The organism is Streptomyces spinoverrucosus (assembly GCF_006539505.1).
In the GTDB taxonomy this organism is placed as follows: Bacteria; Actinomycetota; Actinomycetes; order Streptomycetales; family Streptomycetaceae; genus Streptomyces; species Streptomyces spinoverrucosus.
Window position 1 is genome coordinate 23,209 of record NZ_BJND01000061.1, and the last position, 25,637, is coordinate 48,845.

Genomic DNA, 25,637 nt, shown 5'->3' on the forward strand with positions numbered 1-25,637 from the left:
ACATGACGAAGCCGCGTACGGCGGACCAGTCGCTGCCTGGTTCCAGTCCGCCGTACGCGCAGCTCTTACCGGGCGGTACGCCGACGGCGTACGGCGAACACGGCCCCGCCGCCCGCGAGCAACGCGGCCACGGCGACACCGGCGAGCACTGCGGCGCCCGTTCCGGTGGAGGCCAGTCCGCCGGTCGGCGTGGCGCCCAGTGCCGAACCGCCGCTTCCGCCTGTGCCGTTGGAACCGCCACCCGTCGACCCGCCGCCCGAGGCCGAGTCGGACGGCTGCGCGGTCGGTGATGCGGACGGTCCGCCCGAAGAGGACGACGGGGACGGCGAGGCGGATGCCGTGGCCGTCGGTGTCGCCGAGGGGGTGGTCGTCGGTGTCGCGGTCGGCTCGTCACCCGCGCCCGGCGTCACGGTTCCCGGGTCCACGTCGTCCCCGACCACCCACGCGAAGGTCTCCGTGTCGCTGACCTTCGTACCGTCGGCGAGTGTGGCGCTGACCGTGAACGTGGTGCGGTAGACGCCCTCCGTGGTGAAGGCCCAGTTGAAGTGGCTGTGGGTGCCCGGCTTGAGGGTGTGCGCGTCGGGCAAACCGTCACCGCTGTTGAGCGTGACGACCGGGGCTCCCAGTGCGTCGTCGTAGAACATCGCGACGTTTCCGGGCCCCTGCACGGAGTCGAGCCGGAAGGAGATCCTGCCGTCGAGGTCCTTCGTGGCGTACTCCTGCGTGTTCCAGCCGGGCCACAGGAGGCCGGCCTTCTGCTGCAAGGGCAGCCACCACACCGCGTCACCCGGGGTGCCGAGGAAGTCGTACCCCTCCGGGATCTTCCGTTTGGCGGCGGGCCGCACATGGAGGACGACCTTGCTCGGCTCGTGCCACTCGTACTGGGTCTCGCTGCCTTCCTTGAACTGGAACTCCAGGTCGCCGTCCACCGGGCGGGCCGCCATGTCGAGATGGCCCTCGGCAATGACGCGCGCCGCGGGCGTGGTGGGCGACGGGCTCGTGGGCGCCGGACTCGTCGGGGTGGCCGTCGGGGTGGAGCCGTCGCCGGGCAGTACGTCGGCCGGGTCGACGTCGTCGCCGACGACCACGGCGAGGGTCTCGGTGTCGGTGGCGCCGCCGCTGCTCACGGTGAAGGTGAGCCGGTAGACGCCCTCCGCCGTGAACAACCAGGTGGGCAGCATCCGTTCCTGGTTGCCGGACAGGGTGAAGGACCGCGGAGCCGCGGCAGTGCTGCCGAGATGGGCCTCCGCCGGGATGTCCGAGAAGTCCATCTCCCGGGTGTACGTGGCCATGCCGAAGTCTCCGGGGCCGTCGTACCCCGCGAGCGTCACCTCGGTGTCCCCGCCTGCCTCGGTGCCCTTCCAGCCGGGCTCGGGTGCGAAGATGTCCGCCGCCTCCCAGCCGTTGAGCTGCCAGGTGTCCAGGTCGGTGGTGCCCAGCGCGTTGGCGACCGGGCTCAGGGTGGTCTGCAGGGATTCCTGTACGGCATGCAGGACGACGGTCGACGGCTCGCGCGTGACCGTCGTGTCCCCGCTGCGGTCGTCGATCTGCAACTGGAGCTTTCCGTCGACCAGCCTGGGCGTGAAGTCCAGTTCGCCCTCGTCGAGGACGACGGCACCGCCGGCGGCGCGGGCATCCCCGCTGCCGCCGGCGACGACCAGCCCTGCCGCGCCCAGCAGCACTGCGGTCGCCGCGGTGAGGGCAGCGGCCGTGAAGGCGCGTCTTCCGCGCGTCAGGGCTCTCATCACGAGCTGACGACCACGGTGTACGTCTCGGTGGCGGACTCGGTGACGCCGTCGACCGTGCCCTGGACGGAGAAGGTCAGCTCGTACGTGCCGGCCTCCTCGAAGGCCCAGTTGGCGTGGTTGTGCGAGCTGACGGCGAAGGACTTCGACTTGAAGCCGGTGGTGGCGGGGTTGCTGTCGTACCAGCGGGTGCCGGCGCCCTCGTAGATGCTGAAGTCATTGGTGGCGGCACCGTTCCGGGTGGCGCTGACGAGCCGGTAGGTCACCGCGTTGTTGGCGAAGACGCCGGTGGTCAGGTGCTCGGTGGAGATGCCCGGGAAGAGCACGCCGGCCGCGTCGGCCTCGGCCTCGGTGTCCGGCAGCAGCCATATCTGGCTGCCGCTGCCGAGGAAGCCGTAACCGGGGTTGGCGACTCTCGCGGCGGCCGGCACGGACAGCGTGACGTCGGCCGGCTCGTACTCGGTGGCGTTCTCCTCGTCGTGGACGTGCAGATGCAGGTCGGTGCCGTCCCACTCGGCGTCGAGGACGTCGACGTGGCCGCTGCTGAGCGTGGTGGCGGCGACGGCCGGGGTGGCGGCGAGGCCGCCGAGCGCGAGGGCGGCGGCGACGGAGCCGGAAATGGTCAGGGTGCGGGCAAGGGTAGGCAAGATGATCCCCCCGGATCAGAAGGCGCACCTGCTTGAAGGTGCGCAGACAACTCACATGGTAATCATTTTCAAAAGCGGGAGGCAATGGGTTACGTGGGATCCATGTGAGACCCGAGGGGAAGCCGGAACGACGCTGCTACTCCGTGCTGTGCGACGGACGTACGGCCAGCAGATGTCGGGGAGGGCGGCGTCCTCGGCCCATGCCTTCTGCCAGCCAGGCGGCCAGGGCTTCGGCCTGTGCCGGATCGGTGAACGGGCCGAAGGCGAGGGCGGGGCCGAGCGGCGTACGGTCCCGGGTGCACGGCTGGACCACCACGCGATGGCCCGCGCGCGCAACCTGATTGCCCTCGTGGTGCGGACAGTACAGATGCCGGCCCAGGCAGCCGGTGGCGACCAGCAGCCCCAGTGGCACCTTGCGGGTCGCGGCACGCAGCGCTTCAAGGTCGCGGTCGTCTGCCGCACCGCAGCCGTCCTCGGAGCGGCAGACCGCGGCCGTGAACCCCTCGGCGGCCTGCCGGGCGGTGCGTTGCTGCCGACGGGTCATGCGACGGCCGTCGCGGTGAGGATCCGGACGTCGAGGTCCGTGACCGCGGCCGCCTCCAGCGCGGCGGTGAAGCGCGCGCGGACGCGGTCCACCGCGTCGGGCGCCAGACCGTGGAGCAGGGCGCGGGTGCCGCTGCCGACGGCCAGGTCCCACGCGGTCGCGGGGGTCAGCGGTACGGCGAGCTCCCGCCGTACGACCCGAGGGCTGCTCAGTCCGAGGCCCTCCAGCCAGGCGGCGAGCGCGTCGGCGGTGTCGATGCGGGCGAGTTGCTCCGACTGCGACGACCCCGGCCAGGCACGCTCTGTCTCGACCGCCCCCTTGAACGCCTGCCCCCAGCCGCCGAGCGCGCCCTTCTCCCACACGGTCACCGCAAGCCGCCCGCCTGGCCGCAGCAGGGCCGCGAGCTTCGCGGTGTCGCGCTCCATGTCGGGGAAGAAGAACACGCCCAGGGAGCACTGCACCAGGTCGTAGCCGCCGTCGGGTGCCACCCAGGCCGTCACGTCGTGTTCGTGGAACCGGAGGTTCGACAGCTCGTCCTGGCGCGCACGCCGCTCACCGAGCGCCACGAGACCCCCGGCCAGATCCACCGCGTCGACCAGTCCATCGGAGCCGACGGCCCGGGCCGCGGGCAGCGCCGACGCTCCCGCCCCGCAGCAGGCATCGAGCACCCGTTCACCGAGGGCCGGGGCCGACACCTCCACCGTGGCCTGCCCGACCGGGTCCCACAGTAGGGGCGACCAGCGGTGGAATTCCTCGGCACCTGCGCTGAACACCTCGCCGATGGCGGCCTGTTGTGCGGGCACCGGACCCCCCAATCATTAAAACGATTGTCGTTATCGCGAATCTACTCGTTGGGCAGTCCCTTGAACACCCACGCGTGCGACTGGAGGCGGTTCGCGCCGAGGCGAGACCTGTACAGCTCGCGGATGCCGTCACTGGCGAGGACGTTGCAATGAGCATGGCCTACCGTCGCCGGGGTCGGCGGACCGGTGGGTCAGACGGTGGCGAGGCCGAAGGGGAGTGCGGTGTTCGTGTCGGCGATTTCGATGAGGCGGTTGTACTTGGCGATGCGTTCGCCGCGGGCGGGGGCGCCGGACTTGAGTTGGCCGCCGCCGGTGCCGACGACGAGGTCGGCGATGAAGGCGTCCGGTGTTTCGCCGGAGCGGTGGGAGACCATCTGGGTGTAGCCGGCCTCGCGGCAGATGCGCATGGCGTCGAGGGTCTCGGTGACCGTGCCGATCTGGTTGACCTTGATCAAGGCGGAGTTGCCGATCTTCTTGCTGATCGCGTCGGTGATGATGGCGGGGTTGGTGACGAAGATATCGTCGCCCATCAACTGGACGCGGTCACCGAGGCGTTCGGTCAACCGGACCCAGCCGTCCCAGTCGTCCTCGGCGAGGCCGTCCTCGATCGACCACACGGGGAACCGGTCGGTGATCGCCTCGTAGCGGTCGATGAGCTGATCGCTGGTCACCGCCGTGCCTGCGATGTGGTACAGACCGTCATGGCCGCGGAACTCGCTGGCCGCCGGGTCCAGGGCGATTGCCACGCCGTCCCGGCCCGGGGTGTATCCGGCGTCCGTGATCGCATCGACGAGCAGCTGCAAGACGTCTTCGGGGCGGTCGATCGCGGGGGCGAAGCCGCCCTCGTCGCCGAGGCCCGTGGCGTGGCCTTCGGCCGACAGGCGGGCCTTGAGACGGGCGTACACCTCGGCCCCGGCACGGACGGCCTCGGGCAGGCTGGGCGCGCCGAGCGGGGCGAGCATGAACTCCTGGAAGTCGAGGTTGTTGGCGGCGTGGGCGCCGCCGTTGACGACGTTGAAGTGCGGCACCGGCAACCGCGGGGTGGTGCCCGCGATCTGGGCGAGGTGTTGCCACAACTCCCGTCCGGCAAGGGCGGCTTCGGCGCGGCACGCGGCCAGGGAGACGCCGATGATGGCGTTGGCGCCCAGGCGGGACTTGGTATCGGTGCCGTCCAACTCGATGAGTGCGCGGTCGATCTCGGCCGCGGTGGCGAAGGTGCGGCCGGTGAGGGCCTGGGCGATCTCGCCGTTGACATGGCCGACGGCCGTCAGCACGCCCTGGCCGTTGTAACGGGCCCTGTCGCCGTCGCGGAGTTCGACGGCCTCGCGGGTGCCGGTCGAAGCGCCGGAGGGGACACCGGCGCTGACGCGCATGCTGCCGGCGGTCTCCAGGGTCACCGCGAGGGTGGGGCGGGCGCGGGAGTCGAGGATCTCGACGGCGTGGAGGTTCGTGATCTGCAAAGTCATGGGAGTCTCTTGCTCGCGGGGATTGGCGTGGACGATCATGTGTGGCCTTCGGCGGCGACCAATTCGGCCTGGGTCAGGGCGGCATCCGGGTTGAGGTACGTCCCGCCGCGCACGCGCGGGCGCATCGCGTGGTCGAAGTCGTAGCGCAGCGGTTGACCGGTGGGGATGTTGAGGCCAAGGACCTCGTCTTCGCAGAGTTGGTCCAGGACGGTGGCCAGGGCGCGCACGGAGTTCCCGTGGGCGACCACCAACACGGTGGCTCCGGTGAGCAGTTGAGGGGCGAGTACGTCCGCCCAGTACGGGGCGATGCGGGCTGTCATGTCGGCCAGGCTCTCCACGGCGGGCAGCGCGTCGGGACGCAGGGTTGCGTAGCGGGGATCCGCGCGCAGGCGGGTGAGCTGCTGGGCAGGCAGCGGGGCGGGCTTGCCGTGCAGCGAGCGGCGCCAGTGGTGGTACAGCGTGGGGCCCGCTTCCGCGCGGACTTCCTTCTTGCAGCGGCCGGTCAGGGCGCCGTACTGGCGTTCGTTGAGCCGCCAGGTGCGGTGCACGGGGATCCACGATCGGTCCAGCGTGTTGAGGACGAGGTCGGCGCTGCGGATCGAGCGGGCCATGATCGACGTGTGGACGATGTCCGGCAGCAGTGCGTGCCGGGCCAGCAGTGCGCCGGCCGCCGCGGCCTGACGTTCGCCGTCGGTGGTGAGCGGGACGTCCAGCCAGCCGGTGAAGCGGCCGGCGGCGTTGGTCGTGCTCTGCCCGTGCCGCAGCAGGACCAGCGTGCCCGGTACGGTCACGAAGGCTCCCCGTCCGACGCCTCCGTCGCCCGTCTGCGTGAAGCGTCGATCTCGGCGTACGCCTGGTCGCGGCCCTCCCAGTGGGAGCCCTCGACGGACTTGCCGGGCTCGAGGTCCTTGTAGACCTCGAAGAAGTGGGTGATCTCCAGCCGGTCGAAGTCGGGGATGTCGCCGATGTCCTGCACATGCGCGTAGCGCGGGTCGTGGGCGGGCACGCACAGCACCTTCTCGTCCGGGCCGCGCTCGTCCTTCATGACGAACATACCGACGGCCCGGCACTCGATGGTGCAGCCGGGAAACGTGGGTTCGCCGACGATGACCAGGGCGTCGAGGGGGTCGCCGTCGCGGCCGAGGGTGCCGTCGATGTAGCCGTAGTCGGCCGGGTACTGGGTGGAGGTGAACAGCAGCCGGTCCAGGCGGATGCGGTGCAGTTTGTGGTCCATCTCGTACTTGTTGCGGGATCCCTGCGGGATTTCCACTGTCACGTTGAACTCCACGGTGACCTCCTGGTCATATCCACCCGGTGGGAGTCCCCGTTCACCGAGTAGTGAAAAGCGCCCGCGGAATCAGGGAGCCGCGCGACCAGCGACGAGACAGCCGTTCAGGCTCCGGTTACTCCTCGTCCCCAGTCGTGGGCCGCGTCCGGCCGGGCTCCGGTGGAGCGCCGGCACGCAAGTGCAGGATGTCACCGATGAACAGGTCGTATACCAGCACTCCGATGACGCCGCCGATAAGCGGACCCACGATGGGGATCCAGAAATAGCTACTGAAGGCACCGGACACACTCCCTGGCATCGCCAGATCCTGCCACCCGGCGGCCCAGGTGAACAGACGCGGGCCGAGGTCACGTGCGGGGTTGATGGCGTAGCCCGCGTTCGCACCGTAGGACATGCCGATCGCTGCGACAGCGAATCCGATGATCAGTGGACCGAGGTTGGCTTTCACGCCGGTATTGCGCAGGTCGATGACAGCAACGACGAACATCAGTAGGAACGCCGTGCCGACGATCTGGTCGATCAGCGGTCCCCAGATGCCACCGTGGAAGTACGGCGCTGGGAATGTGGCGAAGATGGAGAAGGACGCGAGCGTGTGACCATTCGTCTTCGGGCCTTCCGCGGCGGCGTCGAACGTGTTGATCGCGTCGTGGTACACCCCGTACACCAGAGCGGCGCCGGCGAACGCTCCAAGCAACTGTGACCCCATATACGGAAGGACCTTGGCCCAGGCGAACTTCCGGCGTACCGCGAACGCCAGTGTCACCGCCGGGTTGATATGGGCCCCGCTGACCCCGCCGGCCACGTACACCCCGAAGACCACCCCCATGCACCAGCCCCAGGTGATCAACAGCCAGTCTCCGGCACCCAGGAAGAACGTGGTGGGCCCCGAGGTGCGGCCCGAACCCGGCAGGCCCGCGACCGCCATCGCCACCACACCGCAGCCGAAGGCGATGAGAACGAAGGTCCCCAGGAACTCCGCGAGGCATTCACCCAACAGACCCCCCCGGCGCCTGAGCCGCGAGGGCTTGAGGAGGGGCTGGATTTCTACGGCCATCTGGTCCTCCCAGACTCTCGTCCGGCTGCTCTGGTTGTGGGCCTGCTGTCCGGTCGGCTCCGCCGCTGCACGTTCTCTCGGCCAGCGTTTGGCACGCTACCGTGACCTAGCGACTACCGCGCGTCACGTCACTCCTCCGAACCCGCAGCACGGCAATGACGGCCGCCGCCTTCACTGGATGCCGGGGCGAGTGGACGGCTCTCAAGAACAGCGACCCAAGTACTCCAAACGCGTATTCGGGTGACCGGTGTCTCAGAGGCTCGCCGCGTGATCGGGGACGTAGGTCTGCAGATCGCGCGGCGGGCGCTCGTAGCCGGTCGAGGGTGGCCTGGGCGGCAGATCGAGGACCGGCGGCGGCACTTGGTGGTACGGCAGGGAGTCCAGCAGGTGGGCGATCATGTTCAGCCGGGCGCGGCGCTTGTCGTCGCTCTCGACGACGTACCAGGGCGCCTCGGCGATGTCGGTGTGCACCAGCATTTCGTCCTTGGCCCGTGAGTATGCCTCCCAGCGGGTGATCGACTCCAGGTCCATCGGGGACAGCTTCCAGCGCCGCAGGGGGTCCTCCAACCGGCGCTGGAAGCGCTTCTGCTGCTCGGTGTCGCTCACTGAGAACCAGTACTTGCGCAGCAGGATCCCGTCCTCCACCAGCATCCGCTCGAAGATGGGGCACTGCCGCAGGAAGAGCTGGTGCTCCTCCTTGGTACAAAAGCCCATGACGTGCTCGACGCCGGCCCGGTTGTACCAGGACCGGTCGAACAGCACGATCTCCCCTGCGGCCGGAAGATGCTCTATGTACCGCTGGAAGTACCACTGGGTGCGCTGGCGCTCGGTCGGCATCGGCAGCGCCGCGATGCGCGCGACCCGCGGGTTGAGGTGTTCGGCGACCCGCTTGATCGTGCCGCCCTTTCCGGCCGCGTCCCGGCCCTCGAAGATCACGACCAGCCTGGCGCCCTCGGCGCGCACCCACTCCTGCAGTTTCACCAGCTCCGTCTGCAGGCGCAGCAGTTCCCGTTCGTATACCGCGCGCGGCACCTTCGCCGCCTTCTTGCCGGCCATGCCGCCCCTCCATCGCCCGATGGTCTACGTCGATGACTTCAACGTAACTGCTGGTTGCGCACCCGGGTCCAGCATCACCTGTGTTCGGGCGCCCTACCTTCGGCTGACATCAGTTGCCCCGGACGGCGTGGGAAAGGCCCGGGCGGCGCCGCGGACGCGTAGGCCGACCTCACCGCCGATGGCATGGGGGACCGAGGCCGGGGCGAAGATCCGGGCGAGCACCGGGGTTCCGTCCGTCAGGCGCAGGGCGAGCAGGGTGTCGTGGCCCTGGAAGTCCCGGCGTACGACCGTCGCGGTGTTCGCTGCCGGAGTGCCGGCTGGGACGACCTCGATCTGTTCGGGGCGCAGCAGCACACGTCCGGGGGCGGACGGCGGACGGCCGTCCGACGTGACGACCGGTACCGGACCGAGCGGTGTACGGGCCCGGCCGCCGGTCATCTCGGCGGGCAGCCAGACGGTTTCGCCCACGATGTCGGCAACCCAGGGTGTGGCGGGGGAGTGGTAGACGAGGTCCGGCGGTCCGCTCTGCACGATCCGGCCGTCGTGCAGGACGGCGACCTCGTCCGCGATCGACAGGGCCTCGGCCTGGTCGTGGGTGACGAGGACGGCTGTGGCGCCGTCGCTGCGCAGGGCGGAGCGTACGTCCTGGCGCACCTCGGCGCGCAGGGCGGCGTCCAGGGCGCTGAACGGCTCGTCGAGCAGGACGGCCGGCGGGTGCGGGGCGAGGGCGCGGGCGACGGCGACGCGTTGCTGCTGACCGCCGGAGAGGTGGTGCGGCATCCGGTGCTCGAATCCGGCGAGGCCCACCAGCGCCAGCACGGATTCGATCCGCCCGGTCCATCGGGTGCGCCTGTCGAGTCCGTAGGCGATGTTGCCGCGCACCGGTAGGTGCGGGAAGAGCGCGCCTTCCTGCGGGACGACCGCGATCCGCCGCCGTTCCGGCGGCACGGTGCGGCCGGGGGCGGCGATCCGGTGGCCGTCGAGGCGGATCTCCCCGGCATCCACGGTTTCGAATCCGGCGATGCAGCGCAGCAGCGTGGTCTTGCCGCTGCCGGAGGGCCCGAGGACCGCCGTCAGCGTTCCGGAGCGGACCGTGAGGTCCACGCCGCGCAGCGCCCGCACCGACCCGAAGGACTTGTGCACCGCGGTGACGCGCAGCTCGGCCATGTCAGGCTCCTCCTCCCTGGACTCCCTGACTGAGGACGCCGGTACGGGCCGACAGCCACCAGGTCGGTACCGCGGCCAGCAGCACCAGCAGCGCGGCGTACGGCGCGGCGGCCGCGTAGGCGGAGACTGATGTCCGGCTCCACAGCTCGGTGGCGAGTGTGTCCATGCCGGTCGGGCGCAGCAGCAGGGTGGCGGGCAGCTCTTTCATGCAGGTGAGGAAGACCAGGGCCGCACCGGCGGCGATGCCGGGTGCGGCCAGTGGCACGGTGACTGTGCGCAGTACGTATGTTCTGCGACGTCCGAGCGAGCGGGCCACCTCCTCCAGCGCCGGCGGGGTCTGCAGCGCGGCGGCGCCGACCGCGGCGACGGCGAGTGGGAGGAACAGCGCCGCGTAGGCCAGCGCGAGCAGCCACACGCTCTGGTAGAGCGGGTAGGCCACGTTGATTCCGAAGAACACCAGCGAGAGGCCGATGACCAGGCCGGGCAGCGCGTGTGAGAGGTAGGCCAGGCGGTCCAGGGCGACGGCGACGGGGCCGGGTGCGCGGGCGCCCAGCAGTCCCAGCGGCAGGGCGAGCAGCATGGTCAGCCCGGCACCGGCGGCGGAGACGGTGAGCGAGTTCCCGGCCGCCGTGGCCAGGCCGGTCAGTGACCCGGGCCGGGAGACGCCCTCGCCGAACCATCGCGCGAGACTCGCCGCCGGGACGCCGAGCGCCAGCGCCCCGGTGCCGATGAGAGCGGATACGGCAATCCACCGCAGGCGTCCCAGGCGCCGCCGTACCGGTGGGCGGCCGACACCGCCGAGGCGCGCGTACCGGGCGGCCTGACGCCGAGTCAGCTGCTCGCCAGAGACGATGAGGACGGTGAGCACCACCAGCACGGTGGCGAGTACGAGTGCGCCGGTGGGGTCGAAACCGAGGCTGATGGAGGTGAAGATGGCCCGGGTGAGGACGTCCGCCCGCAGGACGGAGACCGCACCGAAGTCGGACAACACATAGAGCGCCACCAGCAGCGCCCCCGCTCCCACGGCAGGCCGGACCTGACGCAGCGTCACCGTGAGGAGGGTGCGCCACGGGCCGCTCCCCAGCGACCGGGCCACCTCCTCCTGTGCCGGGTCGGCGCTCGCCAGCGCGGCGGCGACGGGGAGGAAGACGTACGGGTACGACACCAGCGTCAGGACCAGCGCGGCCGCCCAGAATCCTTCGAACCCCGCCACCGTGGAGACCCAGGCGAAGGCCGCCGCATAGCTGGGCACCGCCAGCGGCAGCGCGGCGAGGACCCCGAACAGCCGACGTGCCGGCAGGTCGGTGCGCGTGACGAGGAACGCCGTGGCGACACCGAGCACCGTGCACGCCACCGTCACGGCCCCGGCCAGCGCCAGGCTCCGGGCCGCGAGTTCCCCGGTCCGCACCGTGAACAGTTCCTCGCTGATACGGGCCCAGCCGGCGTCACCGACCCGTACCGCCAGATAGGCCAGCGGGATCAGCGCCACGCAGACCCCGGCCACCGCGGCAGTCGCCAGCACCGGGCGTGGCACCAGCCGCCGCACCCGGCGGCGTACGACGGCCGCCGACGCCATGGTCAAGCCAGCCCCGATTCCCTGATCATCTCCACCGTGGTCCGCAGGTCGTCCAGGTCGTTGAGGTCGATGTCCGGGGTGTTCAGCGAGGACAGCTTCGGCAGCCCGGACGCGCCGGCCACTCCGGCAGCCAGCGGATACTCGTACGTCTCCTGGGCGAAGTGGGTCTGCGCCTGCCTGCCGAGCAGGTGGTCGACGAACGCTCGGGCGTCGGGATCGTCACCGGCCCCCTCCACGATGCCGACGCCGGAGACGTTGACCAGGGCGCCGATGTCGCCGTTCGGGAAGAAGTGGTTCTTCGCCTTGAGGGCGTCGACGGTGGTGCCCTTCTCCTTGGCGAGTTCGTACACGTAGTAGTGGTTGACCAGCCCCGTGGCGAGACTGCCCCTGTCGACGTCGGCGACGATGGGCGCGTTGCCCTGCCTGATCTGTGCGTCGTTGGCCTTCAGCCCGTTCAGGAAGTCCTGGGTCCGCTCGTCGCCGTGCTCCACCCGCATCGCGGTGATGAATGCCTGGAAGGAGCCGTTGGTCGGCGCGATGCCCACCTTCCCCTTCCACTCGGGCTCGGTGAGCTCGAACACCGACTCCGGCAGGTCACCCTCGGCCACCTGATCGGCGTTGTAGACCATCGTGCGCGAACGGCCGGTCACTCCTACCCACTGCCCGTCCTCGTCCTGATAGGCGGGCGCTACCTTGTCCAGCACCTCGTCCGGCAGCGTGGCGAAGAGATCCTGCCCGGCCACCGCCCCCAGAGTCCCGGCATCCTGCGCGAGGAAGACGTCCGCGGGTGTTCGGCCGCCCTCTTCCTGCAACTGCGCCGCCATCGCGGCCGTATCCCCGTAGCGCACCTCGACGGTGATGCCGCTGGCCTTCTCGAAATCGTCCAGCACCGGCTTGACCAGGGACTCGCTCCGTCCGCTGTACACGGTGACCCTCTTGTCGGAATTCTGTCCGACGGGCTGCGCTTCCTGGTTCGTGCCGCCACAGGCCGCAAGGCCGAGAGGCAGCAGACCGGCCACGGCTACCGTGGCGACGATTCTCGAACGGCTCGAACGCATGGCCCACTCCCCGCTCGTCTCCCGAGGCGCTGCTTAGGCTAGGCTAACTTTACCCATTATGGGCAAATGGCAGCAAAGTGGGGCGTTTGCTCGATCCGATGCGACGTGGCCCGGGAGCACGGCGATTCCGCCCTGCGCTGGTGTGGGCGTCGGCCTACGCTCCGAGAGCGGAGGTTCCGCTTCGGGGAACAAGGCCGTGGGAGACGCGCATGGAGTGGTTGGTCTCGCTGATGGGCGCGGGACTCGTCATGGTCACCCTGCGGGACCTGTTTCACACACTCTGGCACCCCACCCGCCACGGCGGGCTCAGCCGCCTCGTCATGACGGCGCTGTGGAGACTGGCCCGGCGCTTCCGTGCCCGCAGGCGTGTGGTCGGGCTGGTCGGACCGCTCGCCATGGTCACCGTCGTGTGCATGTGGGCCTCCTTCATCGTCCTTGGCTGGGCGATCGTCTACTGGCCCCACATGCCAGGGTCGTTCACCTTTTCGCCCGGCTCCGAGGCGGCGCAGGAACCCGCACTGGTCGACTCCGTGTACCTGTCGCTCGTCACGGTGGCCACCCTGGGGCTGGGGGACATCGCGCCTGGCGAGGGCTGGCTTCGCCTGGTCTCGCCGTTGGAGGCCGTCATGGGTTTCGCCCTCCTGACGGCCACGGTCTCCTGGGTGCTGGAAATCTATCCGGCGCTGACTCGCAGGAGGGTCCTCGCCATCCGGCTGGCACTGCTGCGCGACTCGGATCCGACGCAGCAGCAGCTCGACTGCACCGCGGGGGCGGTGCTGCTGGACAGCCTGGCCACCGAGGTCGTACGCGTCCGCCTCGACTTCACCCAGTACGCGGAGGCGTACTACTTCCATGACGGGGAGGACCACTCGTCGTTGGCAGCCATGATCGGCTACGCTGCCGCGCTCGCCGAACGCGGACAGTCTGCGGGGCGGCCGGAGGTACGACTGGCGGGTGACCTGCTCGCCGGTGCGCTGAGGGATCTCGCCGCCATCCTTGACCAGCGCTTCCTCCACACGGGCGCGGCACCTACGGACGTTTTCGCGGCCTACGCCGCCGACCACGGGCGGGCCCAGTGAACCGGGACGCGGACACGGAAAGGGACAGCCGGAGGTCTGGCTGACAGGGCCGACAGGACCGTGCACGGGGACCGGTCGGCCCACGCGTCTCCGAGTACGGGCGGGGACTCTGGAAACGGGGGAAATGGGGAAAAGAGGAGCTAGTCATGAGCACTATGACCGAGCGACTTCCCGGGCGGTCCGCACTGTCCGACCTGTCCGACTGGGCGGAGGCGGGATTCCCCGTGCTGGACGACATTCCGGCGAGGCACGGTATCCACGTCGAAGAAAGCCTGGCGGACGGAAGGTACGTGCTGCGGGCCGAGCTTCCGGGAATCGACGCCGAGGATATTGAGATCACCGTCGCGGAAGGGTGCCTGACCCTCCGTGCCAAGCGCAGCGACGAGACTGCCCAGCAGGGCCGCGCGGAATACCACTACGGTCACTCCACTCCGCTGCCGGCCTCGGCCAAGAGCGACGCGGCCACGGCTGAGTACCAGCACGGCGTCCTGACCATCACGATGCCGGTGCCGGCGGCGAAGACCGGCGTGCGGACCATGCCGGTGCGGGAACCTCTCACCGCAAGCGCGCATTGAACCGCACCTCGACGCCGCGGACCCGCGGAACGGCGGCAGCCGCGCAGCCGCCGCGGATGCTTGCCCTGGCCACCGTCGGATTCACGCTCTGCTTCTGGGCATGGGCGCTGCTGGCTCCGCTCGGCTCGACGCTCCGCGAGGACTTGGACCTCACCGCGTTCCAGCAGTCCCTCGCGGTGGCGGTACCCGTGATTGTCGGCTCGCTCGGCCGGATCCCCGTGGGCGCCCTCACCGACCGCGTCGGGGCGCGTCGTATGTTCCCCCTTGTCGCCGCCCTCACCGTTCTGCCGGTCCTCTACCTCGGCCACTTCGCCGACTCCCTCGCCGAAGTGCTGACGGGTGGCTTCTTCCTCGGCCTGGGCGGCACGACCTTCGCGATCGGCGTGCCGTTCGTCAACGCCTGGTATCCGCCCGAGCGGCGCGGACTTGCGCTGGGGATCTTCGGCATCGGTACCGGCGGCACCGCCCTGTCGTCCTTCACCACCGTCCAACTGGCCGACGCCGTGGGGTATGCGTTCCCGTTCGACCTGGTCGCAGCCCTCCTCGTCGTCTACGCCGTGGCGGCACGTCTCCTCCTGCGCGACAAGCCCGACCGCGCCGTACCGCCCGGCTCACTGCTCGCGCGCACCACGGCGACCCTTCGCATGCACGCCACCGTGCAGCTGTCCTTCCTCTACGCCGTGGCCTTCGGCGGATTCGTCGCCTTCAGCGTCTACCTGCCCACCTACCTCACCACCGCCCACGACCTCGGACGGTCCGACGCCGCCCTGCGCACTGCGGGCTTCGTCGTCCTCGCTGTCGCCATGCGCCCGGTCGGCGGATGGCTCTCCGACCGGCTGCATCCCGTGCCCGTGCTCGTCGTCACCTACGCCGTCATCGCGGCTCTCGCTCTCCTCGCCGCCTTCGAGCTGCCGCTGATCCCGCTCGGAACGCTCGCCTTCCTCGGCATGGCGGCCGCCCTGGGCCGCGGGATCCGGTGCCGTGTTCGCGCTCGTCGCCCGCCTGGTGCCCCCCGATCGGGTCGGCTCGGTGACCGGTGTCGTCGGCGCTGCCGGAGGTCTGGGCGGCTTCTTTCCGCCCCTGGTCATGGGTGTCGTCTACGGCGTTACTGACGACTACACATGGGGATACGTGCTGCTGGCACTCACCGCGGGCGCTGCGGCGGCCTTCACGACCACTGCGGTACGGCGCGAAACCGGGCGGTTGTCACACCGCGCGTAGGCTCGACGTTCGGGTCCCGTCAAGCGGCTCAGCCGCTTCGCCGGCGCGACCATGACCGTCCGACCTCTCGGGCACGCCGCAAGCGGATGAGTGCCACGGCGGTGATGAGCAGGGCGGCGAAGACGAGAGCGATCGTCGTGGGGCCGGTGGCGTCCAGCGTCTCGGCGATGCCGCGCTGGACGGCTCCGGCCGCGTCGATGACCGGGTCCTGAGTGGTGGGGTCGCGCTGGACGCGTATCTCGTACCAGCCGTAGTACGCGACGTATGCGCCCACACACAGGAGTAGTGCGCCGCCGAGCCGGGGTGCGATCGCGCCGAGGCGGCGCAGCCGGGTGACGGCGGTGGTGCGGGTGAGGGCGACGGTCAGCGAGGCGGCGCCGACGATCAGGCCCATCCCGGCGGCGTACGCGGCGAAGAGGGCGATGCCCTCGCCGGTGGAGCCGCTGCGGAAGGCGGAGACGACGATGGCCAGGAACGGGGCGATGGTGCAGCCCAGGGAGGCGGTTGCGTACGCCATTCCGAAGAGCGCCATCGAGGGCAGCGAGCGGGTCACGGTCGGCGCACGGCGCAGTTTCGGGGCCAGTGTGGGAAGTTGACGCCCGGCGAGCAGCCAGGTACCGGCCACCGCCATGAGGAGCCCGAAGGCGATGGTGAACCAGGGCAGTTGCTCCTGCACCTGCCCTGCGACGGGTTGGACGGCCAGGCCGAACACGCCGAAGAGCGCGGCGAACCCGACCGTCATCGCCGCGGTGGCGGTCAGTGCCCGGCCGACCGCGACCGCACGGCTGGGGGAGTCGTCGCCGAGGACGAGCAGGGACAGGTAGGCGGGGAGCAGGGCGAAGCCGCACGGGTTGACGGCGGCGAGCATGCCCGCGCTCAGCGCGAGGGCCAGGGGCAGGTCGGCCATGGTGGGTTCAGCCGGTGAGCCCGGCGACCTTCTCGGCCAGTCCCTGGCCACCGGGCAGTACGCCCTCGTAGACGGTCTTGCCGTCCTTGTCGAGGATGACGTAGCGGCTCTGCTCGGTGACCTCGAACCGCTTCCAGACCTCGCCCGCTTCGTCGGAGAGGTGGGAGAAGGAGCCGGTGCCGGTCTCGGAGACGAAGTCCTTCATGGCGGCGTTGTTGTCGAGGCCGGCGACGCCGAGGACGTGGGCCTTGCCCGCGTAGTCGGCGGCGACCTTGGCTGTCTCTGTGGCCTGGGCGCGGCACTTCGGGCACCACGGGGCCCAGAACCACAGCACGGTGGGCTTGCCCGCGAGGGTCTTCGCGTCGAACGGCTCGCCGTCCACCGTGGTGCCGGTGAAGTTCAGGGACTCGGGGACCTGAGTCCCGCTGTCGCCCCCGTCCTCTCCCTCGCCCGAGGAGGCAGGCGCCGTCTTCGACGGTGCGGCCTGGGCATCGCCGCCGGAGTCGTTGCCGCTGTCGGAGCCGCACCCGGTTGCGGTGAGCAGGGCGGCGGCGAGGACGGCTGGGAGGAGAGTGCGGGCGCGCATGGCTGGACTCCTGTGGGTCGGGATCGGCTGTGACTGTAGGGCCGCTGGGCGCACCGGGCGTAGGGCGGTGGTCTTACGGTTCGGTGACGTCAGCCCGCATGGTCGGCGAGCCGCTGTGGGTCGAGGACGGTGATGCGGCCCCGGGCCAGGCGGATCAGGTGCTGTTCGGCGAAGTCGCGCAGCACCTTGGTGCACGTTTCGCGGGACGTGCCGGCCAGGGCGGCGATCTGCTGGTGGGTGAGCGCGATCTGCGGGCTGCGGGCCCCGAGCACGCGGGGCCGGGTCTCGGCCGCGAGGGTCAGCAGGGTGGTGGCGATGCGCTGGGGTACGGACTTGAAGACGCTGTCGGACAGTCGCTGTTCGAGGTCGGTCAGGCGCCGACCGAGGATCTCGGTGATGCGCGCGGAGATACGGGCATCGGAGAGCAGGAAGCGGTGGACGTCGGCGCGGCTCATCACGCAGACGGTGACGTCGTCGAGGGCCTCGGCGAAGTTGTCGTACATCCGCTGACCCAGCAACACCATCTCGCCGAAGATGGTGCCCGGGCTGATGATCGCGCACGTCAGGGCGCGGCCGTCGGCGGAGACCCGGAAGATCCGCACCCGGCCCCGCTTGAGGATGAACAGCACCTCGGAGGGCTGGGAGGGCGAGTAGAGCAGTTCACCGGCGCTGTAGGTCTTCATCGGGGCCGCGGCGGCGATGGCGTTCATCTCCGCGTCGCTCAGGTCGCGGAAGATGTCGACCTCGGAGATGCACCAGGTCTTCTCGGCTTCGTCGCCGGTGTGGTTCATGCGGTGTGGTTCCTCGCGTCGTCCCGGTGCCCATGGCGGGGGTGCGGCGCCCCACGCCGGGCTGGCCAGCGCGCCCGCGCTGTGGGCCAGACAGTAGTCGTCCGGGGCACCCAGAACAGGCTCGGTACCCCGGAGCGGCGAGCCGGGACCAGGCGTTGACGATGGCGGTATCGGTGTCATGCAGCGGTTCGGCCGTTGTGCCTGCCCGCCGTCCGGGCGAACAGCGAGAAGGTGAGGCCGGCCAGCAGGCCGAAGACGAGGTGGCCGCCGAGGCTGGAGGCGGTGACGGCGTTCCACTCGAAGACCGGCATGCCCATGTTGGCGGGCATGATCCACAGGGCGCCGACGGTCCACCAGACCGCGCCGTAGGCCAGGCCGAGGACCGCGGCGGGTGCGAGGCGCTGGGCGAACTGCCCGAGCAGCACGCCGAAGCCGATGCCGGCGAACACCGCGATGGACAGGTGGACCAGCCAGCCGACGACGGCGTTCGTCGAACCGAGCAGCCCGGCGACCATAATGATCATCGCGGTGTCCGCCATCGGCCGCGATACCGACATCCAGATGCCGAAGCCCACGCCGCCGACCAGACCGGCCGCGGCGCCCCACACCGCGTGCACCGGGATGACGGCTGTGCTGGGGGAGACCCGCAACGTGGTGGTCATGGTGATCGCCTCTTCCTGACGTCGACTTCCCTAGTGGGGCTGACGCTAGGAGGCGGGCGGTTGCGGGTATGTGAGCGCGCTTACGTACGCGCGGGTAGGTCACCGGCCGTTGCGGGCAGGCGGGTCACGAACGCGCCGCCGCCGCGCGCATCCCGGCCTACCCGGCCGTTCGCTCCGCGATCAGCAGGGCGTAGCCGAGGACGCCGTCCGCCACGGCCGTGCGAGCCGCGCTGAACGCGGCAGGGGCGGCGTCGATGTCGACGCCGGCGGCGGTGAGCTTGTCCCGGGCAGTCATGCGCAGCAGATTCAGCCGTGCTTCGATCTGGTCGATCATCCGCAGCATCGCCTGGTCGTGGCGCTCGGTGTGTACGGTGCGCAGGCCCGCGGAGGCCAGGATCTCGCCGTACTCCGGAAGCGGCCGGGCGTCGGCGATGCAGGCGATGCGGGCGCCGAGCCCGGTGAGTTCGGGCGGGAGCCGGGATGGGTCGATGGTGACGTCCGTGATGCCGAGTCGGCCGCCGGGCCGCAGGACGCGGGCGAACTCCGCTGCGGCCCGCGCCTTGTCCGGGAAGGTGCACAGCGCGCACTCGCACACCACGGCGTCGAAGACGGCGTCGGGGTAGGGCAGGCGCTCGGCATCCCCGGTGGTGAAGCGGGCCCTGCCGGGGAGCCCCGCTGCCTGGGCCGCGCCTTGGGCCAGGGCGATGTTGCCGGGGGAGTAGTCGAGCCCGTCCACCTCGGCGCCGTACGCGTCGGCGAGCAGCAGCGCGGTCGTTCCGCGTCCGCAGGCGACGTCGAGGACCCGCGCGGCCGGGGTGAGGGCGAGAGCGTCGGCGAGGCGGCGGGTCAGGGCGGTGCCGCCGGGGTGATAGGAGTCGCCGAGCAGCAGGGAGACGACGTCGGAGGAGTACGCGGCGGCGCAGCACGCCTTCATCCGCTCCCCCGTGGGGTGCTGGTTCACGACGAGGACTCCCCCTCTTCGGCATGGACGGTCTTCGATCCGTACGGTGTCGTGGTGAGGCGGTCGGCGAGCGGCAGGGCGTTGGGTACGACCGGGGCGATGGGCACGCCGGACATCTGCTCGCGGACCTGTTCGCGGTAGCCGACGGAGTTGTAGGCGCAGAACGGGATGAGCCGGCCGTCGGGGGTGATCTCCTCGACGCAGCACTTCATCAGCTGCTTGACGTTGAGGGTGTAGGGGTCCTGGAAGTCCTGCACCACGATCATGAACGCCTTGTCGTTCAGGTCCTTCACGGCCTGCGGCAGGTCGATACCACAGGCGTCCGCGCAGTCCAGCGCCTCGGCTGTCGCCCGCAGCTGCTCCTCGGTCGTGGCGGTGCCCATGAACGCGGAGGCCGACCACAGCTTTTCGAGAGGCTCGCGGATTCCGGCCTCGGGCATGACCCGGTTGGTGACGTAGTCGAGGTAGTCCTCCACGTTCAGCAGCCGCGGGATCGGCACGACGGTGCGGTTGCCGGGGTCCCCGTCCACGAGGAGGTAGGTGATGGAGCGGCAGGTCGGGAAGCAGCAGGGTACGGGGAAGAAGTCGCCCTTCTGGAACCACTGAGGGCGCTGGGTGTTGATGAGCCGGATGACGTCGGGGTTGGTGAGCCGGTTCAGCGGGTCGAACTCCACGTGGCGACCTGAGTGGGTGACCGGCTGGAAGGCCACGGAGCGCACGGCGGGGTGGTCGATGCCGTACTCGATGATCGCCCCCAGCTCGTGTTCGTTCAGTCCGCGTTCGACGGCCGCGACGAGGGTGACGGTCAGCCCGGCCTCGGCGCAGTTGTCCAGGGCCCGCTGCTTGAACGTACGCAGGTCCCGGCCGCGGATCTCCAGGTGGGTGCGTTCCTCGAAGCCGTCGAACTGGAGGTAGATGTTCACCGACCGACCCGGCACCTGGTTGCGTTTGCCGAGCTCGGCGACGAAGGTGCGGTCGGTGGCCAGGCGGATGCCGTTGGTGTTCAGATTGACGTTCTTGATGGGGCGGGCCTGGGCGAGATCGATGAAGTCCAGGATGTGTTTGTGGATGGTGGGTTCCCCGCCGGAGAACATCACCACCTCGGCCTCCCCCTCCGAGGCGACGAAGGCGTCGAGCATCAGCTCGCACTGCTCGTGCGTGATCGAGTACCCATCCGCCTGGTGCCCGGAGTCGGCGAAGCAGATCGGGCAGTCCAGGTTGCAGCCGGTGTTGACCTCGATGATGCCGAGGCAGGCGTGTTGCTTGTGCTCGGGGCACAGTCCGCAGTCGCTGGGGCAGCCGTCCTTCACCTCGGTCTGGAAGGTCAGCGGGATCGTGCCCGGCTTGTTGAAGCGGGCCGAGGTCAGGTATTCCTCCGCGTCCCCGTACACGAGTGCTTCGAACTGGCCATGATCCCGGCAGCGTTTACGCAAGTACACCTTGTTGTCACGGATGTTGACCTGGGCGTCGACGGGCGTCTTGCACAGCGGGCAGATCGACTTGGTGAACTCCACGAACACCTCGTCGCGGTCCACCTTGCGCCGTGGCGCGGATGCCTGCGTCATCGGTACTCCTCACTCCGTCGAGACGGGGTCGGCGGTTCGGCCTGGACACCTGCGCGGCAGCGCAGGGCGCGCAGCCCGTCCCGGGTGCGAGTACTACCCGCGCCGACAGGCGCAGCCGCGCTGCCGCGCAGCAGCAGACCGGCGTAGAGCAGCAGAAGTGCGTCCTGGACGAGCACGAACCAGCTCAGCCGCTGGGGCAGATAGCGGCCGAAGCAGCCGCAGTTGGCCACGGTGAGCCCGCGTGCGTACGCCTGCGCCGCCAGCAGGGCCCACACCACCGCAACGCCGGTGAACACCCACACCGGCACCCTCGCGCGGGATCGCGGGCGGGCCAGAAACCACACCCCGCACACCAACTCGCCCGCGATCAGTGCCACGGCGAGCGCGATCGCGCCCGCCCCGGAGATCAGCCCGTACGCGGCCAGAATGCCGGGCATCTGCCGGAAGGAGACAAGCTGCCCGGCAGCCATCGCGACGAACAGCCCGCCCAGCACGATCCGCAACACCATGCCCGCACGCTACGGCCGGAACGCGTCCGGAAACTGTAAGCGCGCTCACCGAACAGGCACCCGCCGCGCTGCCGGCCGCCGCGCTGGTGGATCAGTTCAGGGAGTCGAGGGCGGCGAGGATGTCGGCCGGTTCGGCGCGGGTGGTGTAGTCGGTGTCGACGAAGGCCCAGCGGATCAGGCCCTCGCGGTCGATGACGTAGGTGGCGGGCAGCGGGAGGGTGCGCGGGTGGCCGTCGTTGACGCGCTGGAGGTCGAAGCCGAGCTTGTCGTAGACGGCGGCGAGGTCGTCGGGGAGGTCGAAGGCCAGGCCGTACTGCTTGGCGGTGTCGGAGCCGATGTCGCTGAGGACGTCGAAGGCGAGGTCGTGCTTCTCGGTGAGGGAGAGGGACTCGTCGGGGATCTGAGGGGAGACGGCCACCAGGCGGGCGCCGCGTGCGGTGATGGCGTCGTGGTGCTGCTGGAGGGCGCGCAGGGCGATGTTGCAGTACGGGCACCAGGCGCCGCGGTAGAAGGTGAGGACGACCGGGCCGTCGGCGAGCAGGTCGTCCAGGGCCAGGGTCTGTCCGGTGGCCGTGGGGAGGGTGAAGTGCGGGGCCCGCGCGCCGACGGTCAGCGCGCGGTCCGCCTGGCCGGAGTCGGCCAGTTCCTGTCCCGCCCGGCGCATGATCTCCCGGATCTCTGCGGGGATCTGCTGCTGACGGGCTTCGTAGAAGGCGCGGAGCTCGGCGTTGAGGGGCATGGGGATGGCCTCCTGGTCATGATGCAACTGGGAACGACCGTTCCAAGATAGCTGGGGTGGACGTATCCTGGAACCCTCGTTTCAAGTCGGTGGGTGAGGCATGCCGGACATCAAGCACTTCGACCCGGACGCGGCACTGGAGACGGTGGTCCGCCTGTTCTGGCGGCAGGGCGTGGCCTCGACCGGCATCCAGGACGTCGTCACCGCGACCGGGCTCAACCGATCCAGCCTGTACGCCACGTTCGGCGGCAAGCAGGAGCTCTACCTCGCCGCGCTGCGCCGCTATGTGGAGCAGAGGTCTCGGCCGGTGTTCCGGCGCCTCGCGGAGGACGAGCGGGGACTCCCCGCCATCGCAGAGTTCTTCGCCGGGCTGATCGATGCGCGCTGCTCGGGGGAGTACGCGGGCTGGGGCTGCATGGTCTCCAACGCGCACGCCGGAGCGGACAACAGTGATCCCGAGGTGCGCGCCGTCCTGGACCGGCATCACGAGGAGCTGCGGGACGCGATGCACGCGGCGCTCGTCACCGCGCGGGCTCAGGGGCAGCTCGTCCCGGGCTGCGATCCCAGAGCCGCCGCCGACGTGCTGGCGCTGCTCGCGTACGGCGTCAATCTCCGCTCCCGCGCCGGCGCGGACGCACGCGACCTGAGCAGAACAGTGACCGCGGCCCTCGCCTCGCTCGGTGGCCCGGCGGCAGCCTGACGTCCGCCGCCGGTCAGCGCCTGGCCCTGCGCTCCGCCTCCTCCTTGACCGTGGCGAGCGATGCGGCGACGGTCCCCTCCCAACGGGCGGCCACCTTCTCGCCCCACCAGGCTCCGGCCCGCCACAGGTCGGTGCCCATCTCCCCTTCGTACAACAGGCGGGTACCCGTGGGGAGTTCGGTCAGGGTGAAGGACTCGACGACGTACGGGACCGGACCGCGCACGAGGCGGAAGTCGACGCGGTCGGGGCGGCTGAACCGTACGGTCTCGACCGTGACCGCCTTCCACCGGCCACCCACCGGCGTGAAGTGGGCGGCCAGCACCATGTCACTGCCGCGCTCCAGAACCCGCACCTTCTCGCGCATGGCCCGGGTGGCGCGTCCCATGTACGGCTGGGCGATCACGTCGAAGAGGACGTCCCGGGGCGCCGCGATGTCCAGGGTCTGCGGTCCTAGGGGTCTGACGCGTCGGCCCACGCCCAGGTCGACGGGGAGTGCCCCGCTGACCAGCCCGGCGTATCCGCCGACGGCCATGGCAGCCGCGGTCGCCGTCCACGCCACAGTCCGGACCAGGCGGCGGCCGCTCACGACGTACCCTCGGGCTCGCCCTCGACCGTCACGCCCTGCCAGAACGCGACGTGGTTCTTGATCCGGCGGGCGAGCGGGCTCGGGTGCGGGTAGTACCAGGCCGCGTTCCGGTTGGTCCGCCCGTCGACCGTGACGGTGTAGTAGCGGGCGAGCCCCTTCCAGAAGCACAGCGACCGGCTGCGGGTCTCGGTGAAGTACTCGCGGTGCAGTGCCTCCGGCGGGAAGTAGTGGTTGCCCTCGACGACCACGGTGCGCGGGGCTTCCGCGATCACCGCGCCGTTCCATACTGCGCGCAGCATTGCTGGGCTCCTCCTCGTGCGCGGGGTGGGTTCCCCATCTCCATCTCCGGAACGCTATGCGCGAGCGACGGTACGGCTCAGTAAGGGCGCTCACTGTTCCAGCCGTCTCGGCTCATGAACGGGGCGAGCAGGGGCTGCCAGTGGTCGGTCGTGCACACGGGTGCCGTGTCGCATCCCGGTCACCACCGCACCGGAAGGGCGGCCAGGCCGCCGGTGAGCATGTCGCGCCGCATGGTCAGCTCCTCGACGCCGACGGCAAGGCGCAGCGTGGGCAGGCGTACGACCAGTTGGGTGAGCACCGCCTGTAGTTCGATGCGGGCCAAGGGTGCGCCGAGGCAGTAGCGGGCGCCGTGCCCGAAGGTGAGATGGGCCGTGGCAGAGCGGGTGACGTCCACCCGGTCGGGGTCGGCGAAGACGGCCGCGTCGTGGTTGGCGGCGCCGTTGTCCAGCAGTACCAGCTCGCCGGCGCGGATGGTGACTCCGTCGATCTCCAGGTCGGTTCGTGCGTAGCGGGGGATTCCGCCGCCGCCCTTGCCCGGCGCGCGCAGCGTCTCCTCGACCGCGTTCGGGACCAGCCCGGGGTCATCCACCAGGGCCTGCCACTGGTCGCGGTGAGTCAGCAACAGCAGTGCGCCCAGGTCGATCTGGACCACCGTGGTCTCGTGACCGGCGAACAGCAACACCATCGACAGTCCGGCGGCTTCGTCGTCCGTGACGCCCTCGGTCGCGCACAGCCGGGAGATCACATCGTCACCGGGCGCGGCCCGCTTGCGCGCCACCAGCTTCTGCCCGTAGCCGAACAGCTCGGCCAATCCCCGCTCGGAACGGGCGCGGTCGCGAATGTTGGCGGCGTCGGCGGTCCAGGCGCGGAACTGCTCGCGGTCCTCGTACGGCACACCGAGCAGCTCGCAGATCACCAGGATCGGCAGCGGCACCGCCACCGCGGCGTGCAGGTCCGCCGGTGGCCCCTGCGCGGTCAGCTCGTCCAGCAGCCGGGCCGTCAGGGTCTCGACGCGCGGGCGCAGGCTCCGAAGGTGCTTGGGCGAGAAGTGCGGCTGCAGCAGCGACCGCATGCGTGCGTGGTCGGCCGCCTCGGTGGCGAAGTTGCCCAGCGGCCCGCCGAACAGCGCCGACTCCCCGGTGCGCGCCGCCGTCTCCGGGGCCGGATGGGCCCGGCCGAGGCGATCGTCGTTCAGTAGTTGCCGCACCTGTGCGTGGCCGGTGACCAGCCACGCCTCATCTCCCACCGCCGTGAGGACCCGGTGCACCGTGCCCTGGGACTGCAACTCGCGCAGGCGGGGCGCGGGTTGCAACGGATCTGTCTGTTCGAACGGCAGCTGAGCCACCACGGCCATCGCGACCTCCCGTAATGTTTAGTCTCCTTTGTATAAGACCACATAAACAAGCACTTGTATAGGCTGACCTAAACAAGAGGAGGTTTGGTGTGACCGCAGCCGGCCGACAGCCCGCTCGTGAGACGTCGGCACGTCAGCCCGAGCGTGCCCGGCGGATGCCCCGAGCCGAGCGGCGTGAGCAGATCCTCGACGCGGCCACCCGCGCCTTCGCCCGCACCGGCTTCACCGCCACCGGCCTGGACGACGTGGCCGCGGAAGCCGGCGTGACCCACGTGATCCTCTACCGGCACTTCGCCTCGAAGAGCGACCTCTACCGGGCCGTGCTCGACCGCGCCTGCACGAGACTCGCCGCGGGCGTCGGTACCGACGACTACGACGAGCACAGCGTCGCCGCACTGCTGAGGGCTGCCGCGGCGGACCCCGACGGATTCCGGCTGCTGTTCCGTCATGCCGCCCGCGAACCCGAGTTCCGTGACGTCATCGACGGCATCCGGTCCGCCTCGATGGAGATCGCCGGCCGCCACCTCGCCGATGCCATCCCCGACAGCCCCTGGCGGACCTGGGCGGCGCAACTGGTACCAGCCCTCACCCTCGAAGCCGTCATCACCTGGCTCGACACCGGCCAACCCGACCCCGACCACGCCGCAGACCGCATCAGGCGGGCCATCCAAGGAGTCGTCCAAGCTGCCCAGTAGCAC

26 protein-coding genes and 2 pseudogenes are annotated in these 25,637 nt (G+C 70.3%); 5 read left to right on the forward strand and 23 right to left on the reverse strand.

Annotated elements, in window-relative coordinates; genetic code table 11:
* Positions 1 to 65: 65 nt before the first annotated feature.
* From SSP24_RS32865 to SSP24_RS32920, 12 genes are all read right to left on the reverse strand, one after another.
* A complete protein-coding gene (locus SSP24_RS32865; RefSeq protein ID WP_141313619.1) occupies positions 66 to 1,745 on the reverse strand; it encodes a choice-of-anchor M domain-containing protein in 1,680 nt (559 codons plus the stop codon).
* Positions 1,745 to 2,392 carry a choice-of-anchor M domain-containing protein gene (locus SSP24_RS32870; RefSeq protein ID WP_141313620.1) on the reverse strand — a complete coding sequence of 216 codons (648 nt, stop codon included), beginning with the start codon at positions 2,390 to 2,392 and terminating at the stop codon, positions 1,745 to 1,747. The genes SSP24_RS32865 and SSP24_RS32870 overlap by 1 nt, the downstream gene beginning before the upstream one ends.
* Positions 2,393 to 2,528: 136 nt before the next feature.
* A complete protein-coding gene (locus tag SSP24_RS32875) occupies positions 2,529 to 2,936 on the reverse strand; it encodes a hypothetical protein (RefSeq protein WP_141313621.1) in 408 nt (135 codons plus the stop codon).
* A complete protein-coding gene (locus tag SSP24_RS32880) occupies positions 2,933 to 3,739 on the reverse strand; it encodes a class I SAM-dependent methyltransferase (protein WP_141313622.1) in 807 nt (268 codons plus the stop codon). The genes SSP24_RS32875 and SSP24_RS32880 overlap by 4 nt, the downstream gene beginning before the upstream one ends.
* Positions 3,740 to 3,930: 191 nt before the next feature.
* Positions 3,931 to 5,205 (reverse strand): phosphopyruvate hydratase, encoded by a 1,275-nt coding sequence (gene eno, locus SSP24_RS32885; protein ID WP_141313623.1) that lies wholly within the window; start codon positions 5,203 to 5,205, stop codon positions 3,931 to 3,933.
* A gap of 35 nt (positions 5,206 to 5,240) precedes the next feature.
* Complete coding sequence (locus tag SSP24_RS32890; protein WP_141313624.1) at positions 5,241 to 5,996, reverse strand: 2,3-bisphosphoglycerate-dependent phosphoglycerate mutase; 756 nt, start codon at positions 5,994 to 5,996, stop codon at positions 5,241 to 5,243.
* Positions 5,993 to 6,493, reverse strand: a complete 501-nt coding sequence (locus SSP24_RS32895) for an inorganic diphosphatase (protein WP_141313625.1) — start codon at positions 6,491 to 6,493, stop codon at positions 5,993 to 5,995. Before SSP24_RS32895 ends, SSP24_RS32890 begins: the two co-directional genes overlap by 4 nt.
* A 115-nt stretch (positions 6,494 to 6,608) precedes the next feature.
* Positions 6,609 to 7,547, reverse strand: a complete 939-nt coding sequence (locus tag SSP24_RS32900; RefSeq protein ID WP_141313626.1) for an MIP/aquaporin family protein — start codon at positions 7,545 to 7,547, stop codon at positions 6,609 to 6,611.
* Between the two features lie 252 nt (positions 7,548 to 7,799).
* Positions 7,800 to 8,603 carry a polyphosphate kinase 2 gene (ppk2, locus tag SSP24_RS32905; protein ID WP_141313627.1) on the reverse strand — a complete coding sequence of 268 codons (804 nt, stop codon included), beginning with the start codon at positions 8,601 to 8,603 and terminating at the stop codon, positions 7,800 to 7,802.
* Between the two features lie 93 nt (positions 8,604 to 8,696).
* Positions 8,697 to 9,770 carry an ABC transporter ATP-binding protein gene (locus SSP24_RS32910; protein WP_141313628.1) on the reverse strand — a complete coding sequence of 358 codons (1,074 nt, stop codon included), beginning with the start codon at positions 9,768 to 9,770 and terminating at the stop codon, positions 8,697 to 8,699.
* A 1-nt stretch (position 9,771) separates the two neighbouring features.
* Positions 9,772 to 11,346: an ABC transporter permease gene (locus SSP24_RS32915; protein ID WP_218037121.1), complete on the reverse strand. Its 1,575-nt coding sequence runs from the start codon at positions 11,344 to 11,346 to the stop codon at positions 9,772 to 9,774.
* 2 nt (positions 11,347 to 11,348) lie between these two features.
* On the reverse strand, positions 11,349 to 12,404 hold the full coding sequence (locus SSP24_RS32920; RefSeq protein WP_141313629.1) for an iron ABC transporter substrate-binding protein: 1,056 nt from the start codon (positions 12,402 to 12,404) through the stop codon (positions 11,349 to 11,351).
* Positions 12,405 to 12,613: 209 nt separating this feature from the next.
* On the opposite strand from SSP24_RS32920, the gene SSP24_RS32925 reads away from it, so the two are divergent.
* The 3 genes and pseudogenes from SSP24_RS32925 (at position 12,614) to SSP24_RS32935 (ending at position 15,279) form a co-directional block, all read left to right on the forward strand.
* On the forward strand, positions 12,614 to 13,483 hold the full coding sequence (locus tag SSP24_RS32925; RefSeq protein ID WP_141313630.1) for a potassium channel family protein: 870 nt from the start codon (positions 12,614 to 12,616) through the stop codon (positions 13,481 to 13,483).
* 155 nt (positions 13,484 to 13,638) lie between these two features.
* Positions 13,639 to 14,058 carry an Hsp20/alpha crystallin family protein gene (locus SSP24_RS32930; RefSeq protein ID WP_229866295.1) on the forward strand — a complete coding sequence of 140 codons (420 nt, stop codon included), beginning with the start codon at positions 13,639 to 13,641 and terminating at the stop codon, positions 14,056 to 14,058.
* Positions 14,059 to 14,114: 56 nt separating this feature from the next.
* A pseudogene (locus SSP24_RS32935) lies at positions 14,115 to 15,279 on the forward strand (MFS transporter).
* Between the two features lie 28 nt (positions 15,280 to 15,307).
* Here SSP24_RS32935 and SSP24_RS32940 read toward each other — a convergent pair.
* The 8 genes from SSP24_RS32940 to SSP24_RS32975 all read right to left on the reverse strand — a co-directional run bounded on the left by SSP24_RS32940 (position 15,308) and on the right by SSP24_RS32975 (position 21,999).
* Positions 15,308 to 16,186 (reverse strand): cytochrome c biogenesis CcdA family protein, encoded by an 879-nt coding sequence (locus SSP24_RS32940; RefSeq protein ID WP_141313631.1) that lies wholly within the window; start codon positions 16,184 to 16,186, stop codon positions 15,308 to 15,310.
* Positions 16,187 to 16,193: 7 nt separating this feature from the next.
* Positions 16,194 to 16,772: a redoxin family protein gene (locus SSP24_RS32945; protein ID WP_141313632.1), complete on the reverse strand. Its 579-nt coding sequence runs from the start codon at positions 16,770 to 16,772 to the stop codon at positions 16,194 to 16,196.
* Between the two features lie 89 nt (positions 16,773 to 16,861).
* A complete protein-coding gene (locus SSP24_RS32950) occupies positions 16,862 to 17,563 on the reverse strand; it encodes a Crp/Fnr family transcriptional regulator (RefSeq protein ID WP_229866296.1) in 702 nt (233 codons plus the stop codon).
* Between the two features lie 176 nt (positions 17,564 to 17,739).
* Positions 17,740 to 18,225, reverse strand: coding sequence for a hypothetical protein (locus SSP24_RS32955; RefSeq protein ID WP_141313634.1), 486 nt, complete (start codon positions 18,223 to 18,225; stop codon positions 17,740 to 17,742).
* A gap of 157 nt (positions 18,226 to 18,382) precedes the next feature.
* On the reverse strand, positions 18,383 to 19,186 hold the full coding sequence (locus tag SSP24_RS32960) for a class I SAM-dependent methyltransferase (RefSeq protein ID WP_229866297.1): 804 nt from the start codon (positions 19,184 to 19,186) through the stop codon (positions 18,383 to 18,385).
* Entirely contained in the window at positions 19,183 to 20,751 is a 1,569-nt protein-coding gene (locus SSP24_RS32965; protein ID WP_141313635.1) for a radical SAM protein, read from the reverse strand. The genes SSP24_RS32960 and SSP24_RS32965 overlap by 4 nt, the downstream gene beginning before the upstream one ends.
* Positions 20,748 to 21,260 (reverse strand): MauE/DoxX family redox-associated membrane protein, encoded by a 513-nt coding sequence (locus SSP24_RS32970; RefSeq protein ID WP_167529765.1) that lies wholly within the window; start codon positions 21,258 to 21,260, stop codon positions 20,748 to 20,750. Before SSP24_RS32970 ends, SSP24_RS32965 begins: the two co-directional genes overlap by 4 nt.
* Positions 21,261 to 21,351: 91 nt before the next feature.
* Positions 21,352 to 21,999 (reverse strand): peroxiredoxin-like family protein, encoded by a 648-nt coding sequence (locus SSP24_RS32975; RefSeq protein WP_141313636.1) that lies wholly within the window; start codon positions 21,997 to 21,999, stop codon positions 21,352 to 21,354.
* 100 nt (positions 22,000 to 22,099) lie between these two features.
* Here SSP24_RS32975 and SSP24_RS32980 point away from each other — a divergent pair, with 100 nt between their 5' ends.
* On the forward strand, positions 22,100 to 22,699 hold the full coding sequence (locus SSP24_RS32980; RefSeq protein WP_141313637.1) for a TetR/AcrR family transcriptional regulator: 600 nt from the start codon (positions 22,100 to 22,102) through the stop codon (positions 22,697 to 22,699).
* A gap of 13 nt (positions 22,700 to 22,712) precedes the next feature.
* Here SSP24_RS32980 and SSP24_RS32985 read toward each other — a convergent pair whose 3' ends face one another.
* The 3 genes and pseudogenes from SSP24_RS32985 to SSP24_RS32995 form a co-directional block, all read right to left on the reverse strand.
* Complete coding sequence (locus SSP24_RS32985; RefSeq protein ID WP_229866298.1) at positions 22,713 to 23,285, reverse strand: SRPBCC family protein; 573 nt, start codon at positions 23,283 to 23,285, stop codon at positions 22,713 to 22,715.
* Positions 23,282 to 23,587, reverse strand: a pseudogene (locus SSP24_RS32990) (DUF427 domain-containing protein); the annotation flags it as partial. The pseudogene SSP24_RS32990 and the gene SSP24_RS32985, both read right to left, overlap by 4 nt.
* A 176-nt stretch (positions 23,588 to 23,763) precedes the next feature.
* Entirely contained in the window at positions 23,764 to 24,939 is a 1,176-nt protein-coding gene (locus SSP24_RS32995) for a cytochrome P450 (RefSeq protein WP_141313639.1), read from the reverse strand.
* 89 nt (positions 24,940 to 25,028) lie between these two features.
* On the opposite strand from SSP24_RS32995, the gene SSP24_RS33000 reads away from it, so the two are divergent.
* The gene (locus SSP24_RS33000; protein ID WP_218037118.1) at positions 25,029 to 25,634 is read left to right on the forward strand and encodes a TetR/AcrR family transcriptional regulator; all 606 of its coding nucleotides are present in this window, start codon (positions 25,029 to 25,031) and stop codon (positions 25,632 to 25,634) included.
* Positions 25,635 to 25,637: the final 3 nt, after the last annotated feature.

What these genes read in the sequence shown, in the direction of transcription:
- SSP24_RS32865 (WP_141313619.1), bottom strand. Translation starts at nt 1,745, where the DNA reads ATGAGAGCCCTGACGCGCGGAAGACGCGCCTTCACGGCCGCTGCCCTC.
- SSP24_RS32875 (WP_141313621.1), bottom strand. Translation starts at nt 2,936, where the DNA reads ATGACCCGTCGGCAGCAACGCACCGCCCGGCAGGCCGCCGAGGGGTTC.
- eno (WP_141313623.1), bottom strand. Translation starts at nt 5,205, where the DNA reads ATGACTTTGCAGATCACGAACCTCCACGCCGTCGAGATCCTCGACTCC.
- SSP24_RS32900 (WP_141313626.1), bottom strand. Translation starts at nt 7,547, where the DNA reads ATGGCCGTAGAAATCCAGCCCCTCCTCAAGCCCTCGCGGCTCAGGCGC.
- ppk2 (WP_141313627.1), bottom strand. Translation starts at nt 8,603, where the DNA reads ATGGCCGGCAAGAAGGCGGCGAAGGTGCCGCGCGCGGTATACGAACGG.
- SSP24_RS32910 (WP_141313628.1), bottom strand. Translation starts at nt 9,770, where the DNA reads ATGGCCGAGCTGCGCGTCACCGCGGTGCACAAGTCCTTCGGGTCGGTG.
- SSP24_RS32915 (WP_218037121.1), bottom strand. Translation starts at nt 11,346, where the DNA reads ATGGCGTCGGCGGCCGTCGTACGCCGCCGGGTGCGGCGGCTGGTGCCA.
- SSP24_RS32920 (WP_141313629.1), bottom strand. Translation starts at nt 12,404, where the DNA reads ATGCGTTCGAGCCGTTCGAGAATCGTCGCCACGGTAGCCGTGGCCGGT.
- SSP24_RS32925 (WP_141313630.1), top strand. Translation starts at nt 12,614, where the DNA reads ATGGAGTGGTTGGTCTCGCTGATGGGCGCGGGACTCGTCATGGTCACC.
- SSP24_RS32930 (WP_229866295.1), top strand. Translation starts at nt 13,639, where the DNA reads ATGACCGAGCGACTTCCCGGGCGGTCCGCACTGTCCGACCTGTCCGAC.
- SSP24_RS32940 (WP_141313631.1), bottom strand. Translation starts at nt 16,186, where the DNA reads ATGGCCGACCTGCCCCTGGCCCTCGCGCTGAGCGCGGGCATGCTCGCC.
- SSP24_RS32945 (WP_141313632.1), bottom strand. Translation starts at nt 16,772, where the DNA reads ATGCGCGCCCGCACTCTCCTCCCAGCCGTCCTCGCCGCCGCCCTGCTC.
- SSP24_RS32950 (WP_229866296.1), bottom strand. Translation starts at nt 17,563, where the DNA reads ATGAACCACACCGGCGACGAAGCCGAGAAGACCTGGTGCATCTCCGAG.
- SSP24_RS32955 (WP_141313634.1), bottom strand. Translation starts at nt 18,225, where the DNA reads ATGACCACCACGTTGCGGGTCTCCCCCAGCACAGCCGTCATCCCGGTG.
- SSP24_RS32965 (WP_141313635.1), bottom strand. Translation starts at nt 20,751, where the DNA reads ATGACGCAGGCATCCGCGCCACGGCGCAAGGTGGACCGCGACGAGGTG.
- SSP24_RS32970 (WP_167529765.1), bottom strand. Translation starts at nt 21,260, where the DNA reads ATGGTGTTGCGGATCGTGCTGGGCGGGCTGTTCGTCGCGATGGCTGCC.
- SSP24_RS32975 (WP_141313636.1), bottom strand. Translation starts at nt 21,999, where the DNA reads ATGCCCCTCAACGCCGAGCTCCGCGCCTTCTACGAAGCCCGTCAGCAG.
- SSP24_RS32980 (WP_141313637.1), top strand. Translation starts at nt 22,100, where the DNA reads ATGCCGGACATCAAGCACTTCGACCCGGACGCGGCACTGGAGACGGTG.
- SSP24_RS32995 (WP_141313639.1), bottom strand. Translation starts at nt 24,939, where the DNA reads ATGGCCGTGGTGGCTCAGCTGCCGTTCGAACAGACAGATCCGTTGCAA.